This is a genomic window from Pseudomonas sp. KH_017 (genome assembly GCF_057840285.1).
Genome location: NZ_CM174509.1, coordinates 2688903 through 2705098, shown reverse-complemented (window position 1 = coordinate 2705098; position 16196 = coordinate 2688903). Strand labels below are relative to the sequence as shown.

The following is a 16196-nucleotide window of genomic DNA, read 5'->3' as shown; positions in this document are numbered from 1 at the left end:
GCCCCTTAACCTGGAGATTTCAAGGGCTTTCGTATAGAACCTGGAGCGCGCGACCAATGAGTTTTTTTATCATGTAAAGGAGCGCAAAATGAGCTGCCTGGCGTTCGAATGACGTGTCGCAGTCGGCTGCAGGGGCCCAAGGAGGCGTTTTGAAACCATTCCCGCTCAGACCTGGCACCTCAACTCTGAACATGTTCCTGCAAGGGGGCTTGCCACGCCGTGATGCTGTGCCGCAAACGTTAACGGAAAAAGCGGTCATCCCAGGCATTCCCAATGCTCGCTACTGGTTGGACCACGACCTGACTCTGTTCATTCAGGATGCAACTGAGGGCAACAAACGCGAGAGCGAGGCTCTCGCCAAGGCAGGGAAACCGAACAACATCCTGCCGCTGGCAAATATGCTGGCAGTTTCGGGAGGCGGTGACGCAGGCACATTCGCAGCAGGACTCATTACGGGGTGGACCACGCATGGGACTCGCCCCATGTTCAAGGTCGTCACGGGCATTAGCGCGGGCGCCCTGGTCGCCCCGTTCGCTTACCTGGGATCCGGGTACGACGACGTGATTCGGCATATCGCCAACGTCATCGGTCCAAAAGACGTTTTTCGTTCGCGAAACGTGTTAACCCGTTTTGCCAGCGACGGTATAGCGGACAGCAAGCCACTGTCGCGGCTCATTACAAAGTACGTCACTGCGCAGATTCTTGCGGCGATTGCGGCGGAATACGCCAAAGGACGAATCCTGCTGATCGGCACAACCGACCTTGATTCAGGGCGGCCAGTCACTTGGAACATGGGCACTATTGCCTCTAGCGAAGCACCGGGAGCGCTCGACCTCTTCCGCAACATCATGATCGCGTCGATGAGTATTCCCGGCGCAGTCTCACCCGTCATGATCGATGTGGACGTTGACGGCAAACAGTTTCAGGAAATGCACGTGGACGGAGGGGTAATCACTCAGGTGTTCCTTTACCCGCCTGGCACCAAGATGGCGCTGAGCAGAGCCACCGGAGCACCTTTGCGACTCGAACGTCATTTCTATGTCATTCGTAATGGGACACTGGAGCCGCAGTGGTCCGGGACGAAACGCCGTACATTGAGCATTGGTGGTCGAGCCATCAGTGCATTGATTCAAACTCAGGGGATCAGCGACCTGGAGCGAATTTACCGTATGGCGCAGCAGGATGGAGCGGATTTCAATCTTGCGTACATTGGCTCCGACTTTTACTTTCCGCACAATCAGAAATTCGATGGCGAGTACATGAGGCGATTATTCGATTACGCCTTTCAACTCAGCGCGAAGGGCTATCCGTGGCATAAATCGCCGCCCTCGGAAAACACTGAACTACGAAACACCGGCGGAACGATTTAGCCAATCAGTTGCGTCGACAGGTTGAATCCACAGCCAATAGCAGCCACTCAGTCGTTAGATTTGACTGGAAACGCCAGGCAAACGATCGCCGCTAGCTCATCTGGCCAAGAAACAAGTGCGCGTATGAACGAGTTTCAGAACAGCCAGTAGAAAGCACGCCAATGATTGGCACTGCACCCACAATCCTTCTAAAGCCTGTTCACGTCACATATTTGTCCATGTAAACATCGAAACTCATCCATAGAAACTGCAGCACCAATCGCCGTAGGCAGTCAACGGTTCCAGTGCAGTAACAACAGCACCAATACTGCCAGGAATACGGTCTCGCCAATCATCAACAGGATCGGCTTGATGCCGACTGCGGCCAGCTCCTTGAGCTGGGTCTTCATGCCTAGCGCGCTGATGGCGATCACCAGGCACCAGCGCGACAGCTCATTGACCCCGTTCTGGATCAGCGCTGGCACCCAGCCGGTGCTGTTGACGCAGGCGAGGATCAGGAAGCCGACGGCGAACGTCGGCAGCAGCGGAGGTCTCTTGCCAGTCGGATCGGCACCCTGCATGCGCGTCACGAGTGCGGCGCAGACAATCACCGGCACAAGCATGGCCACCCGCATCAGTTTCACCACGGTGGCGGTGTCTCCAGTCTCGGTGGACATGCTGTAGCCGGCACCGACTACCTGGGCGACGTCATGGATGGTGGCCCCCAGGAACACTCCGGCTTCTTGTGGGGAAAGGGCCGCCCAGTTGGCAATCATCGGATAGAGGATCATCGCCAGGGTGGATAGCGCCGAAACACCGATCACAGTGAACAGGGTTGCACGCTCCTTCTGAGGGTGATTAGGAAGCGCCGCGGCGAGTGCCAACGCAGCCGAAGCTCCACAGATAGCCGTGGCACCGCCAGTGAGCAGGCCGAAGATGCGTTTGAAACCCAGGAACTTGGCCGCGATCACTGAAACCACAATGGTCGCCACCACCACGATCACCACCAGTGCCACTGGCTTCCAGCCCAGAGCGGCGATCTGTTCAAGCGTGATACGCATGCCCAACAGCGCCACGCCGATGCGCAGCACATTGCGCGCCGTGAACTCGATGCCGGCCTTGCACTTACCTTCCCCGGCGAGAAAGTTCACAGACATGCCGAGCAACAGGGCGAAGAGCATCACCGGCGCACCGTAATGCTCGGAAAGGAAGGTCGCCGCGGCGGCAACGATCAGACTGACGACGAGGCCCGGCGCCAGCTCACTTGCGCGACTCTGGACACTGGCAAGCACGATGTTGCTCATGGGATGTATTCCTCGGAAACAATGACAATGAACGTTTGGCTGTCGCTGACTTCAACTGGATAACTGGCGACCCGCAGCCGGGTCGAATTGAGCAAATAGCCGCTGCCCAGATCGAAACGTAAACCGTGGGCACAACATCTGATCATCTGCCCTTCAAGATGCCCGCCGCACAACGAAGCCCCCTGGTGCGGGCAACTGTCATCGATGGCGTACAACTGACCACCGACGTTGAACAATGCAATGCTTAAGTCTTCGTCCACGATCAGGATTCGTTCGCCGGGTGCCGGCACCTGCGACGTCGTTATTGCGATCCGCCGACTCATGTCACAGGCCCGGTATTGCACGGGACGCGAACAGCATTCGCTGGTGGCATGTAGAGCACCTGCTCCGGTGATAGGCGAATGCTCACCCCGTTAGCGGGTGGAATTATTTTTGTCGCCATCATGTTTAAGGTTCCTTGTCCTTTCGATCAGAACTGATCGGCTTGCAGCTCGTAGAGGCAGTCGCTGCCGGCCTTGGCCGATGCGCTCAACGAGTGGATACGCGGCAGCAACCGGGCGAAGTAGAAACGCGCGGTGGCCAGTTTGCTGGTGTAGAAATCGTCTTCGGCATCGCCGCTCATGACGGCCTTGGCCATACGCGCCCACATGTAGGCGTACGCGGTGTAGCCGAACACGTGCAGGTACTCGACCGAGGCCGCACCGATTTCGTTCGGGTTGTTTTGTGCCCGGTCCAGCAACCACGCGGTCAGGTCGTCGAGGGTGTCGACGGCGGCGTTCAGCGGTTGGGTGAACTCGGCAAGATCAGCGCCAGTGTTGGCGGTGAATTCGCGGATTTCCGAAGCGAACAGTCGATAGAGCGCCCCGCCGCTACCGACGATCTTGCGCCCGGCCAGGTCCAGCGACTGGATGCCGTTGGTGCCTTCGTAGATCTGGGTGATGCGCACGTCGCGCACCAGTTGCTCCTGGCCCCATTCGCGGATGTAGCCGTGACCGCCGAAGACCTGCTGGCCATGAATGGTGGTCTCCAGGCCCATGTCGGTGAGGAAGGCTTTCGCCACCGGGGTCAGCAGCGACACCAGGTCCTGCGCGCGCTGGCGTGTCGGGGCGTCTTCGCTGTACTTGGCGATGTCCAGTTGCAGGGCCACGTAGCTGGAGAACGCACGGCCGCCTTCGTTCAAGGCTTTCATGGTCAGCAGCATGCGGCGCACATCCGGGTGCACGATGATCGGGTCGGCGGCCTTGTCCTTGAATTGCGCGCCGGTCGGTGCGCGGCTTTGCAGGCGGTCACGGGCGTAAGCAACGGCGTTCTGGTACGAACGCTCGCCCTGCGCCAGGCCCTGGATGCCCACGCCCAGACGCTCGTAGTTCATCATGGTGAACATCGCCGCCAGGCCTTTGTTCGGTGCGTCGACGATCCAGCCGGTGGCGCCGTCGAAGTTCATCACGCAAGTGGCGGAGGCCTTGATGCCCATCTTGTGTTCGATGGAGCCGCAGGACAGCGCGTTGTTTTCACCCAGCGAACCGTCGGCGTTGACCAGCACTTTCGGCACCAGGAACAGCGAGATGCCTTTCGGTCCGGCCGGTGCGTCCGGCAGGCGCGCCAGCACCAGATGGATGATGTTCTCGGTCAGGTCGTGCTCGCCACCGGTGATGAAAATCTTGCTGCCGCTGATGGTGTAGCTGCCGTCAGCCTGGGGTTCAGCCTTGGTGCGGATCAGGCCCAGGTCGGTACCGGAATGGGCTTCGGTCAGGCACATCGAACCGGTCCAGGTGCCGGCGTACATGTTCGGCAAATAGGTGGCTTTCAGTTCTTCGCTGGCGTGGGCCTTGATCGACAGGCAGGCGCCGGCGGTCAGCATCGGGTACAGGCCGAACGACAGGCTGGCCGAGTTGACCATCTCTTCGACCTGCGCCGAAATCGCCTTGGGCATGCCCATGCCGCCGTACTGCGGATCACCGCCGACACCCACCCAACCGCCTTCGGCGAAGGCTTGATAGGCCTGGGCAAAACCGTCCGGGGCGGTGACCGCGCCGTCGTTCCAGGTGCAACCCTGTTCGTCGCTGGCGCGGTTCAGTGGCGCGATCACTTCGCCGCTGATCTTGCCGGCCTCTTCGAGGATGGCGGCGGCGGTCTCTTCATCGATCACCTCGGCCAGGCCGGGCAATTGTGCCCAGAGCCGGGACACCTGGAAAACCTCGTTGAGGACGAAGCGCATGTCGCGCAGGGGAGCTTTGTAATCAGACATCTTGGCTTACTCGGAAGTGGTCACGGCATGCGGCATGCCGGGACGTTCAGTGGATTCAGCGGTTTCGGTTGCCGCGACAGCACCAGGCTGAGGGGCCCGTTCGCGCAGCAGGAAATACGACAGGGCCGGAATCAGGATCAGCGCGCCGAGCATGTTCCACAGGAACATGAAGGTCAGCAGGATGCCCATGTCGGCCTGGAATTTGATCGGCGACCAGACCCAACACACCACGCCAGCCGCAAGAGTGATGCCCACCAGCCCGACCACCCGGCCAGTGAAGGACACGGCGTTGCGGTAGGCCTCGGACAGCGGCAAACCCTGGCGCTGGAAGTGCAACTGCACGCTGAGCAGGTACAAGGCGTAGTCGACGCCGATGCCGACGCCGAGGGCGATCACCGGCAGGGTCGCGACTTTCACGCCGATGCCCATGGCCACCATCAAGGCTTCGCAGAGGATCGAGGTCAGCACCAGCGGCAACAACGCCACCAGCGTGGCGCGCCAGCTGCGGAAGGTGATCAGGCAGAACAGCGTCACCGCCGCATACACATACAGCAGCATGGTGCGGTTGGCTTCACGCACCACGATGTTGGTCGCGGCCTCGATCCCGGCGGTGCCGGCAGCGAGCAGGAACTGGCGATCCGCGGTGCTGTTGTCCTTGGCGAACTGGTCGGCAATCGCCACCACCGCGTCCAGGGTTTCGGCCTTGTGATCCTTGAGGAAGGTGATCACCGGCATCAGCGAGCAGTCGGTGTTGAACAGCTCCGGCGAGTTGACCGAGGCTTGCTGGGCGGCGTAGTTCAGCACGTCCTGGTTGCGCTGGATGCTGTTGAGCTTGGGGTTGCCTTCGTAGGTGCCGGCAGTGATCTGGCGTACCGCGTTGACCAAGGACGCGGTCGCCTGCACGCCCGGATACTGTTGCAGTTCCCAGGCCAGGCGATCGGCGAGGACCAGGGTCTTGTAGTTCAGGCAGCCTTCCGGCGCGGTCTTGATCATCACCGCGAACAGGTCGCTGGACAGCGCGTAATGCTGGGTGATGTAGGCGTTGTCGCGGTTGTAGCGCGAGTCGGCGCGCAACTCCGGCGCCCCGCTGTCGAGGTCGCCGATCTTCAGGTTCAGGCTGACCATGAAACCACCGATGCCCATCAACACCGCGACCAGCACGGCGCCCGTGGCCCACTTGGCGGTGGTGAAGCGGTCGAGCGCGTCCCACAGTTTGCCGAAGCCTTTGTGCTTCTCGGCGCGGTTGTCGATTTTCAGCGCGCGTTCGGCGGCTTTCGCGCCGACGCCGACGTAGGACAGCGCCACCGGCATCAGCAGCAACGAGGTGAAGATCAGTACCGCGACGCCGATGCTGGCGGTGATCGCCAGGTCCTGGATCACCGGGATGTCGATCAGCATCAACACGGCGAAGCCCACGGCATCGGCCAGCAACGCGGTGACGCCGGCGATGAACAGACGGCGGAAGGTGTAGCGCGCAGCGATCAGTTTATGGGTGCCACGGGCGATGTCCTGCATGATGCCGTTCATCTTCTGCGCGGCGTGGGACACGCCGATGGCGAAGATCAAAAACGGCACCAGCACCGAGTACGGATCGATGGCGTAGCCGAGCCAGGCGACAATGCCCAGTTGCCAGACCACCGCGATCAGCGAGCAGCCGACCACCAGCAGGGTGCTGCGCACGCAACGGGTGTAGGCGTAGATGATGATCAGCGAGGTGACCACGGCCAGGCCGAAGAACATCATCACCTGGATCAGGCCGTCGATCAGGTCGCCCATGAGCTTGGCGAAGCCGATCACCCGGACCTTGTAATGGCCGGTGCCTTCGACCCCGGATTGACGCGCCGCGCTGTCGCCGGCGTATTCGATCTTGTCGCGCAACTGCTCTTCGAGCATCTGCGAGAAGGCGTGGTAGTTGATGCGCTGGCCACCGGCGGCGGCTTTGTCCATCAGCGGCACGATCAACATGGTCGACTTGAAATCGCTGGCCACCAGGCTGCCCACCAGACCGGCGCGGGAGATGTTCTGGCGCAACTGTTCAATGTCGGAAGGCGAGCCCTGATAACTGTCGGGCATCACCGGGCCACCCTGGAAACCGTCCTCGGTGACTTCGGTCCAGCGCACGGCCGGGCTCCACAGCGACTTCATCCACGCGCGGTCGACGCCTTCGGTGAGGAACAACTGGTCGTTGACCTGCTTGAGCACGTCGAGGTATTGCGGATCGAAAATATCGCCCTGGGTGTTCTCCACCACCACCCGCACCGAGTTGCCCAACCCGCGCAGCGAGTGGCGGTTTTCCAGGAAGTTCTGGATGTACGGCTGGCTCTGCGGAATCATTTTTTCGAAACTGGGGCGCAACTCCAGGCGAGTCACCGCCATGTAGCCCAGCACCACAGTGGCGAGCGCCATCAGCAGCATGAACAGCGGGCGGTAATTGAATACCAGCCGTTCGAGGAGGTTGCCGGAGCGCTGGTCGAAATCCCGCAGTTCGCGGATCACCGGCATGGCGTCTTGTTTGACATTGCCCATGTCTGGGTTCTCGCTCTTAGGGTTCGAGGGCTGGATCGGCGGACAGTGTCCGGGCACCACGGCTGCCGGCCAGCACCAAGGCGCCAGCGGCGGACTGGGTGGCGCCGGCGACCGGGGTCGGTGCCGGTTGCTGCTTCAGACGCAACTGCGCGCCCGTTCCTTGGCTGACCAGCATCTGCCCGCCCTGGGTGAACAAGCGATAGTTGCCACGGGCATCGATCAGGCCGGCGGTGATGCTGACGTGCAGGCCGCTGTCCAGCGCAGTCCAGCGCTGGCCGCCGTCGGTGCTGCGCAACACGTTGCCGCGCAGGCCGTAGATCAGCACTTCGCCTGGCTTGCCGAGCACACCGAAAAAGCTGCCCTGATAAGGCGTCGGCACGGCGGCAAAACGTTGGGCGCTGTCATCCCACTTGAGCAGCAAGCCTTGCTCGCCAGCGATGTACAGACCGTCGCCGGTGGAGGCGATGGCGTTGAGGTGGAAACCCTGGGGGTTGTCGGTACGGTCCTGATACGGCGTCCAGGTCAGGCCACCGTCGTCGGTGCGCAGGATCAGGTTGAATACCCCGACCACGTAGCCGGTCTTGTCGTTGGCGAACCAGACGTCGAGCAGCGGTTTGTCCGCGCCCTGCTCGGCCAGCCTCTGGCCCTCGGCGACCAGCAGCGGCCATTGCTCATTGCCCGGTTCGGCGCTGGCCAGCGCCGTGTAATGCTTGACCAGCAAGGCGCCGATCTGACGACCGTCGAGCTGCTTGTGCCAGGTCGCGCCGGCGTCGCTGCTGTGCAACACCACGCCGTCATTACCCACCGCCCAGCCTTGGGTGGTGGTCGGAAAACTCACCGCCGTGAGGTCGGCACTGGCCGGTACGGCGGCCTGTTGCCAGTGGTTTCCCGAATCATCGGAAAACAGAATATGGCCACGCTGGCCGACGGTAATCACCCGCCCACCGGCGCGGGTCATGCCGGACAACGGGCTGTTGATGGCCTGGGTGCTCGGCTTGACCGGCAAATCCAGCACATCAACGAAGCTGGCCGCTTGAACGACGCTGTGTAGCGTCAACAACACGACCAACGCCAGCTGCATGATTTTCTTGTTGTAGGAGCACATGACGCGCCCTCATGGCAAAAAGGCGCCGGTGTGCACGCAAGTACACCCCCGGCGCAAAAACTGTCCGATCACGAATCAGGCAGCATGGAGAGATAACGAGGTCATCAACGAATACCGGCACCCGCGAGCGATTCCGGCGCCCACTGGGTCTTGCTTAATGCCTCGCTGTACTTGATGCCGCCGTAAGGGCCAGGCAGGCCGACGGCGCTGTAGGTTCCACCAATCAAGTCGTAAACCAGGTATGGCGTGGCATCCGGTACCTGCTGGTCATAACTCTGGCTGAGAAAGGTATAAACGCCGCGGTACAACTGCCCCCTCGCATCGTATTGGTCGGAAGCCAGGGCAACCCAGCTATCTTCGTCGAGGTAAAAGCGGCGCTTGGCGTAGATGTGACGGGCGCCAGGCTTGAGAGTCGCCTCGACCACCCAGACCCGATGCTTCTCCCAACGCACGAACTCGGGCGCCAGATAGTTAGGGGCCATCATTGGCTTCATGTCCTTCTGATAAGTCACGCGGTAGGTGTTGTATGGAACGATCATTTCCTGCTTGCCGATCAGCTTCCAGTCATACCGGTCCAGCGCACCGTTGAACACGAACGCATCGTCCCAGGTAGCGGCACCAGCGGTGCCCGGGTTGGGTGTGTCGTAAGCCAGGCTTGGTGCCAACTTCACCCGGCGCTGACCCGGAAGGTATTGCCAGCCACGGCGAGGCTGCTCCAAAGGGTTGACCGCGTCGCGTAGCAGCACAGCCTCGCCGGCACGACGGGCCGGACCGGTGTAGGCCAACTTGATCTGGTAATAGGTGTCGGCGGCCGCAAGCGGTTTGGACAGGTCGTCATAGGCGGCGTAGTTGATCTGCGCGCTGCCGGTCGTGGCCAGGCTGGCTACACCCGCGGAGTCGACGTTCCAGTTGTCATACTTACTCTGGATGTTGACGCCCTGATAGCGCAGCAGGTGGTTCCAGATGGCCTCGGCGCCGGACTTGGGGATCGGGAACGGTATGCCTGGCAGAGCATTCTCGATGGCATTGCCACCGTTAGTCGAACGAGCCGCGGTGGCATTTTTTACCGTGTTGTCCAACACGCCCCGAGGCAACGCGGCCGTGCGGTGGGTCGAGAAAACCTCGATGCGGAAGCTGGGATAACGCTTGGCCAACTCGGCGGTCACCGCAGTCAGTTGCCCCTTGTATTGGTCGACGTTCTTGCCATCGATCACCAACAGCGGTTTTTCGTTGGCGAAAGGGTCCGGGCGCATGCTGTCGCCCGTCTTGAAGTTGGCTGGAGGGGTGGTCAGGCCACCCTGATACGCCGGAATGGAACCGTCAGCATTTCCGGCTTTTTCGGCGCCGATCAGCGTCAGTTGGGTACCCAGTTTGGCAGCCTCGGTGGCTTCGACGGCGGCGTGGGCGGTCCCCGCGAGAACCAGAGCCATAGAGGTAGCCATGAAGGTGTAGGCAAATTTCATTTGTGTACTCCTGCTTGCCTTGAGCAAGGCGTGGATCAAAAAGTGGTTTTCAGCGTCAGGTAAAGAGCGCCACGATCTTCCGTGGCACCTGCGCCGGAGAACGACGCATATCCGCCGCCAAAGCAGGTGTAACGCTGCGTGCCATCCAGGGCATTAGGGGTTGAGCCATCGGTTGCCCCGTTGTCGCACTTCGTGGCTTCACCAAAGGCGTCGACGTACTTGAGGTCGACGTAATACTGGTTGTAGATCGCCGCGCTGACCCCAACGGCGTAGGTGCCGGTGTCTTGCGCACCACCGGCGACCACCGGAGAAACACCGTCGAGACCGAGATTGACCGACAGGGGTGCGCTCAGGTCCACACCGGGAAATACCTGGTACCAGGTCGGCGTGAAGTTGACGGCAATACCCCAGTTGTCACGGGTAGGTTTGTCGATACCGCGGTAGCTGTCGTCGCCCTTGTAAAGCGCCTTGTTCTTGCTATCGAGCTTGAGCAGGTTGCTGTAGTACAACTCGCCCAGCAGGCTGGCCGAATCGAACAGCGGCGTGGCAGCGATCGAGACCAGTCCGTTGATGGTCCAGTGCAGCGTGTCGCCAGTGGCGGCCATGCTGTCACCGTCGCGGGGTGCATCGGTGACTACGCCTGTCGCCGGACTCCGTGGCGGGAGCAGACCAAGACCGGACTGCAACCCAGCAGGACCGGCCGAACTGATGATCGCCGGAATACTGGCCAGCGGCATGTTATGGCGCACGTTCAGATCACTACCGACGCTGACCCCACCAAACTCCTTGGCCAGACTGAGGCCGTAGATGTCGATGTCGTCGGCATAGGCGAATTCATACGAGGTGGTGCTGATCGAATTGCGCAGGCCCGCCACCCCGCCAACACTGGTCAGTCCTCGAGTGTCGAGAATCGCTTGAGGAAGAATGTCGGAGGTTTTGCGGTAGTAGGCGCTCACCGTGCCGTCCAGCCATTCGGGTGACCATTTGAGCATCAGTCCCCAATCGCCACGATTGTCGGGGGTGTAGTCATCGCCGCGGCGAACGGTTGTCAGTGTACCGTTCGGGCCGGCCAGTCCCGCACCGCCGGTATGCCCCAGCAGAAAGGACTGAGCACCGAAGCCCACCAGGTCAGAACCACCGTAGTAAGTACCGGCCTCCGGCAAGCGCGCGGCATCCCAATCGAGGAAATATTGCGCGCCCACTGTCAGCTCGGGGTTAATGGTCAACGTGGTGGAAATCTGGTTACGCGGCACGAACAGTTCTTTGGCTTCCGTGCCCGGCGAGGCAGCCAGTTTGGCCAGGTCGAGACCGGACTGGCCATAGCTGATCGAATGCACCGGATTGAGAATGGTCTCGCCCCAGAACACGTTGTGTTGACCCGCTTTGATATTGAGCTGGGACTCGTCGCCCACTTCGGTGTTGTAAAACACGAAGGCATCGAGGACTTCACCCGACGGACCACTGTAGTAACGCTGGGCATAGTTGCTCAGGTGCGGGCTGCCAAAAACGGCTGGCGCACCTGGACGCCCGCCAAACCCTGCGATCGACGAATAATCGTCGTTGCCGTTGGCAAACGGATTGGAGTTGGAGCCGGCATTGTCATAGGCCTTGTCGTACCAGCTCGCCGTACTGACACGAAAACCGGTCTTGTTCTGGTAGACCACATCCAGTTCGGACAACAGGTCTACACGGTTGGTGATATTGGTGCCGGCCTTGCGGAAGTTGTAGTCACCGTCGTTGTTGTTCGGCGTTCCCAGCAGGCGCTTGTCGGCCCCTTCGGTGCGCACGCCGTAGTTGTACTTGACGGTGTTGTCGAAACGGATGGAAAAGTCTTCGTTGCCGGTGTCCAGTTCCATAGCATTTGCCGCTGGAAGGCTGACCGTAAGGATGGCCGAAACCAGCAACCGGTGCCGCACGGGCAGGAGGTTGTTACTCTTCATTTTCTGATGTGCCTGTGTGTTTTTGTTTTTGTTTTTTTGTAGGGTGTAAACGGAACCTATCGCTCAGACGGGTAACCGATAGTCACGGAGCATTTCTCGTAATTTCAGCTTCTGCACCTTGCCCGTAGCGGTGTGTGGCAGTTCATCCACGAAAACCACGTCATCGGGCAGCCACCAGCGCGCGACTTTCTCGGTGAGAAAATCAAGCAACACTTCGCGACTGGCGGATCGGCCACTCTTCAGCACGACGACCAGCAGCGGACGCTCCTGCCATTTCGGGTGGGCAATACCGATCACCGCAGCTTCCGCAACCGCCGGGTGACCAATGACGGCGTTTTCCAGATCGATCGAGGAGATCCATTCACCGCCGGACTTGATGACATCCTTGGCGCGGTCCGTGATCTGCATGTAGCCGTCCGGGTCGATGGTGGCGATGTCGCCGGTATCGAACCAACCGTCGCTGTCGAGGATTGGACCGCCTTCACCGCGAAAGTAGCCACTGGCGATCCACGGGCCTTTGACCAGCAAATGACCGAATGCCTTGCCATCACGCGGCAAGCACCTGCCCTCATCATCGATGATCTTCATCGACACACCATAGGGAGCGCGGCCTTGCTTGCCTTGCAGATCAAGGCGTTGTTCGAGGCTCGCATCGACATGTTTAGGCAGCGGATGGCAGACGGTGCCCACCGGTGACATCTCGGTCATGCCCCAGGCGTGCATGACACGGGCATCGAACTGACGCTCGAAGCATTCGACAACCGCACGCGGTGCAGCAGCGCCACCGATGACCACACGGTCCAGGCACAGCTCGTCGCGCGGCTGCAGGCCGGCCTTTTCAACATGTTGTTGCAGCATCATCCACACGGTCGGTACGCCGAGCGCCATGGTCACGCCTTCATCACGCATCAGTTCGTAAAGGCTGGCACCGTCCATGGCGGGGCCCGGCAGTACTAGCCTGGCGCCGGACAAGGCGCCGGCATAGGGCATGCCCCAGGCATTGACATGGAACATCGGCACCACAATCAATGCCACGTCGTTCGCTGACAGGGAAAAACCACTGGGAGTGCAGGACATCATTGAGTGCAATACGGAGGATCGGTGCGAATACAGCACGCCTTTGGGATTACCCGTGGTACCGGAGGTGTAGCACATCGAGGAGGCGCAGTTTTCATCGAGCGATGGCCAATCGAACTGCGGTAATTGGTCGGCGAGCAGCTCTTCATAACAGCGCAGATTGGCTACCTTGATGTCGGGCATGCTCGCTCGATCGCACAGGGCGATGAAGGCTTTGACCGTCGGCAGTTTCGGTGCCAGTTCTTCCACCAGGGCCGAGAAGCTCAGATCGAAAAACAGGTACTGGTCTTCGCCATGGTTGGCAATGAACTCGATCTGCTCAGGGAATAGCCGCGGATTGATGGTATGCAGAACAGCGCCCATACCGGATACCCCGAAGTACAACTCCATGTGCCGGTAACCGTTCCAGGCCAGCGTGCCGATGCGCTCACCCGGCTGCACTCCGAGGGTGGTCAGGGCGTTAGCGATCTGCCCGGCGCGGCGGCCGATGTCAGCATAAGTGCAGCGATGGATGTTGCCTTCTACAGTGCGCGAGACGATTTCGGCATCCGGGTGGGAAACGCAGGCGTGTTCAAGCAGCGAAGAAATCAGTAGCGGTTGGTGTTGCATCAGGCCGAGCATCGACGGTCACCTATTATTGTTGGCACGGTGGTTTGGCTGCGCTCAAGGGCAGCACCGCAGCGGGCTACTGCCCGGGACGGGTTGGAGTGAGGAATCTGTCTTTTATGAAGTACGCTCTGCCTGCTGCAGGCGAGCGAGATCATTGCGGTAATGCCGACTGGCCTGCAGGTAGGCGAAAGCCGCGCCGAAACTGGCCAGAGGCACCAGGGTCATGGCGAATCGCAAGTCGAAGGCGTCAGCCAGAACACCGGTGATGAACGGACCGGGTGCTAGTCCGATGATGTTGTTGGCCAGCACCACGACTGCCAGCGCCGAGGCATGGATCGAGGCACTGGTCACATCGCAGATGGCGGCACCGGAAGGCCCGGCGAAACCGGCACCGATCAGCAGGCCGATACCGATCAGTACCAATTGCAGCGGGGTTGGCGGCAGTACAAACGCCGTCAGCATGATCACCGCCGAGATCAGGGCATAGAGCATCGGGACGCGTAGATTGTTGCGATCATCGCGGCGGCTCAGGCGATCGACCAGCATGCCGCCACCGGTCATGCCGATCCCCGCGACCAGCACCAGCAGGCCGGCGCTGGTCGCTGACTGAGTCATGTCCATGCCGTGGTAACGGTTCAGATAGCTGGGCATCCAGGCAATCACCGAGCCCTGGATAAACATCTGCAGACCCGACCCAAGGTAGGTCCATTGCGAGGTCGGTGTGGTCAGCAGTTTGCGCAGCACGGCCTTCAGCGGCATGCGTGCGACCGGGGTTTGAGTGATAGGCTTGGCAGGCTCGCGAACCACCATCGGGTAGATCACCGCGAGCAACAAGCCCCCCGCGCCCACCGCAATAAATGCCATGCGCCAACCGTAATGTTGCGCCAGCACGCCGCCCAGAACCACGCCGAGCACCGAGCCGAACAACGCGGCGGCGAGAAAGGCGCCAATCACCGTGGAGTGCAAGCGACGCGGAAAAACGCTAAGCAGAATCGCACCACCTGCACTGCCGTAACCCGCCTCTCCCAGACCGACCACGGCGCGGGCCATCAACATTGCGACAAAGTTGCCACTCAAGCCACAGGCGATTGTTGCCAGCCCCCAGACGATAGCCATGGCCGTGGCACTTTTCACGCGGCCCCAGCGATCGGCCAGCAGGGACACGGGAAAGGTCATGAGCCCCACGGTAAGTGCAACGGCGCTGACCAGCGCGCCGAGCTGAGTGTCGCTCAAAGCCCATTCAACTTTAAGTGAAGGGAAAACGGCATTGATGACCTGGCGCGACATGTAGTCGGACAACATCAAGCCAAATGTCAGCACGAACACCAGCCAGGCGTAACCACGCGAGACTCGTGGCGCATCATCCACGGCGATGCCGGTACTGCTGATGGGAAGAGCCATATCGGGCACTCCAAGTTGATTCGCAGACAGCGTGATCAAGGTTTTGCGCACGGCAGGGGCCGCACGAAAGATATCTGCGGTGGAAACCCACCGCAGATTTCAGCCTGGAGCTAGTTCCACATCAGATTGCCGCGCTGGCCCGGCTGGCGATTCGGTGCCCAGCCCAGTGCCTTGAGCGTTTCATCGGTGCTGGCGTAGCTTTCGCCAATCTTCATGGTGGCGCGGGCTTCGTCGGCAGTGGCGATGTCACGACCCAGGTGCCGGGCCTGCTGCACACACCATTCGATCTGTTGGACGGAGGTCATACGCTCATAACGCGGGCCGGTCAGACAGTCTTCAATGCCGACTCGTACGTGATGCCCCATTGCAATGGCGATGGCATTGGTGGGGTAAATGGTGCGCATGATCGACTCGTTGGTCAGGACCGCACCGTCCGGCACACGACGGGCAAATTCAACCAGATCGGCAGGATGTCGCCCGGCCAGGCCACCACCAATGCCCACGTAACACAGGTTTAGCGGGCCTTTGTACAAGCCGTTGCGCACAATGTGCTCAACGGTTTCCAGCTGATGGACATGACCCAGCATGAAAAATGGCTGGATGCCGTTTTCACACAAGAGGCGCAAGTTGGTTTCATAGAAGCTCGGACCGGCTTCCAGATGCATGTCACGGAATGCAGCCCACATACCTGGATCAGCCAACGATGTACCTTCAACATCCTGTGCCGTCAGCAGCTCGGTGATGTTCATCTGACTGGTGTTGATGGCGATGGTCACCTGATCCGGCTTGACCTCGAGCAACGCCAGGGCGTGGCGCGAGTCATTGGCGGGCCACTGGGCAATGCAACCTGGCTCAGGCGCGAAGGAAATGGAGCCGCCCACCTGCAAAATCATTTTTGGCACTGCTTCACGCAGGCGATGCAACATCTCGTTGAACATCGACATGCGTTTTGAGCCCTTGCCGTCAGCCTCGCGTACATGCACATGCAACAACGTGGCGCCGGCGTTGTAGCAATCAACAGCCTTCTGCACCTGCTCGTCCATGCTTACCGGAATATCTTGCGGAAAGTCGGACGGCATCCATTCAGGGCCGTAGGGCGCAACAGAGATGATCAGCTTGTCCTGGTTTTCTGGGAACAGCGAGTCATGGGTATAAAACATGGTGGTGACCTCGG

The 16196-nt window shown here is 60.4% G+C and carries 10 protein-coding genes and 1 pseudogene; 1 reads left to right on the top strand and 10 read right to left on the bottom strand.

The window, feature by feature from the left end; genetic code table 11:
- Positions 1 to 149: 149 nt before the first annotated feature.
- Positions 150 to 1349 (top strand): annotated as a pseudogene (locus AC3IT6_RS12305) (patatin-like phospholipase family protein); the annotation flags it as partial.
- A gap of 293 nt (positions 1350 to 1642) precedes the next feature.
- Here AC3IT6_RS12305 and AC3IT6_RS12300 read toward each other — a convergent pair.
- From AC3IT6_RS12300 to AC3IT6_RS12255, 10 genes are all read right to left on the bottom strand, one after another.
- Positions 1643 to 2653: a YeiH family protein gene (locus AC3IT6_RS12300; RefSeq protein WP_150725634.1), complete on the bottom strand. Its 1011-nt coding sequence runs from the start codon at positions 2651 to 2653 to the stop codon at positions 1643 to 1645.
- Positions 2650 to 2976, bottom strand: a complete 327-nt coding sequence (locus AC3IT6_RS12295; protein WP_150754893.1) for a Rieske (2Fe-2S) protein — start codon at positions 2974 to 2976, stop codon at positions 2650 to 2652. The genes AC3IT6_RS12300 and AC3IT6_RS12295 overlap by 4 nt, the downstream gene beginning before the upstream one ends.
- 146 nt (positions 2977 to 3122) lie before the next feature.
- Positions 3123 to 4901, bottom strand: a complete 1779-nt coding sequence (locus AC3IT6_RS12290) for an acyl-CoA dehydrogenase C-terminal domain-containing protein (protein ID WP_489355811.1) — start codon at positions 4899 to 4901, stop codon at positions 3123 to 3125.
- Between the two features lie 6 nt (positions 4902 to 4907).
- On the bottom strand, positions 4908 to 7427 hold the full coding sequence (locus AC3IT6_RS12285) for an efflux RND transporter permease subunit (protein WP_489355809.1): 2520 nt from the start codon (positions 7425 to 7427) through the stop codon (positions 4908 to 4910).
- A 16-nt stretch (positions 7428 to 7443) separates the two neighbouring features.
- Complete coding sequence (locus AC3IT6_RS12280) at positions 7444 to 8532, bottom strand: WD40/YVTN/BNR-like repeat-containing protein (protein WP_489355807.1); 1089 nt, start codon at positions 8530 to 8532, stop codon at positions 7444 to 7446.
- 104 nt (positions 8533 to 8636) lie between these two features.
- Positions 8637 to 9995 carry a DUF1329 domain-containing protein gene (locus tag AC3IT6_RS12275; protein ID WP_489355805.1) on the bottom strand — a complete coding sequence of 453 codons (1359 nt, stop codon included), beginning with the start codon at positions 9993 to 9995 and terminating at the stop codon, positions 8637 to 8639.
- A gap of 35 nt (positions 9996 to 10030) precedes the next feature.
- On the bottom strand, positions 10031 to 11935 hold the full coding sequence (locus AC3IT6_RS12270) for a DUF1302 domain-containing protein (RefSeq protein ID WP_489355803.1): 1905 nt from the start codon (positions 11933 to 11935) through the stop codon (positions 10031 to 10033).
- A gap of 63 nt (positions 11936 to 11998) precedes the next feature.
- The gene (locus tag AC3IT6_RS12265; protein ID WP_489355801.1) at positions 11999 to 13633 is read right to left on the bottom strand and encodes a 3-(methylthio)propionyl-CoA ligase; all 1635 of its coding nucleotides are present in this window, start codon (positions 13631 to 13633) and stop codon (positions 11999 to 12001) included.
- A 102-nt stretch (positions 13634 to 13735) separates the two neighbouring features.
- Positions 13736 to 15022, bottom strand: a complete 1287-nt coding sequence (locus AC3IT6_RS12260) for an MFS transporter (RefSeq protein WP_458369526.1) — start codon at positions 15020 to 15022, stop codon at positions 13736 to 13738.
- A gap of 110 nt (positions 15023 to 15132) precedes the next feature.
- Positions 15133 to 16182: a beta-keto acid cleavage family enzyme gene (locus tag AC3IT6_RS12255; RefSeq protein WP_150725625.1), complete on the bottom strand. Its 1050-nt coding sequence runs from the start codon at positions 16180 to 16182 to the stop codon at positions 15133 to 15135.
- Positions 16183 to 16196 lie beyond the last annotated feature (14 nt).

What these genes read in the sequence shown, in the direction of transcription:
- AC3IT6_RS12285 (WP_489355809.1), bottom strand. Translation starts at nt 7,427, where the DNA reads ATGGGCAATGTCAAACAAGACGCCATGCCGGTGATCCGCGAACTGCGG.
- AC3IT6_RS12280 (WP_489355807.1), bottom strand. Translation starts at nt 8,532, where the DNA reads ATGTGCTCCTACAACAAGAAAATCATGCAGCTGGCGTTGGTCGTGTTG.
- AC3IT6_RS12290 (WP_489355811.1), bottom strand. Translation starts at nt 4,901, where the DNA reads ATGTCTGATTACAAAGCTCCCCTGCGCGACATGCGCTTCGTCCTCAAC.
- AC3IT6_RS12300 (WP_150725634.1), bottom strand. Translation starts at nt 2,653, where the DNA reads ATGAGCAACATCGTGCTTGCCAGTGTCCAGAGTCGCGCAAGTGAGCTG.
- AC3IT6_RS12255 (WP_150725625.1), bottom strand. Translation starts at nt 16,182, where the DNA reads ATGTTTTATACCCATGACTCGCTGTTCCCAGAAAACCAGGACAAGCTG.
- AC3IT6_RS12265 (WP_489355801.1), bottom strand. Translation starts at nt 13,633, where the DNA reads ATGCTCGGCCTGATGCAACACCAACCGCTACTGATTTCTTCGCTGCTT.
- AC3IT6_RS12260 (WP_458369526.1), bottom strand. Translation starts at nt 15,022, where the DNA reads ATGGCTCTTCCCATCAGCAGTACCGGCATCGCCGTGGATGATGCGCCA.
- AC3IT6_RS12295 (WP_150754893.1), bottom strand. Translation starts at nt 2,976, where the DNA reads ATGAGTCGGCGGATCGCAATAACGACGTCGCAGGTGCCGGCACCCGGC.
- AC3IT6_RS12270 (WP_489355803.1), bottom strand. Translation starts at nt 11,935, where the DNA reads ATGAAGAGTAACAACCTCCTGCCCGTGCGGCACCGGTTGCTGGTTTCG.
- AC3IT6_RS12275 (WP_489355805.1), bottom strand. Translation starts at nt 9,995, where the DNA reads ATGAAATTTGCCTACACCTTCATGGCTACCTCTATGGCTCTGGTTCTC.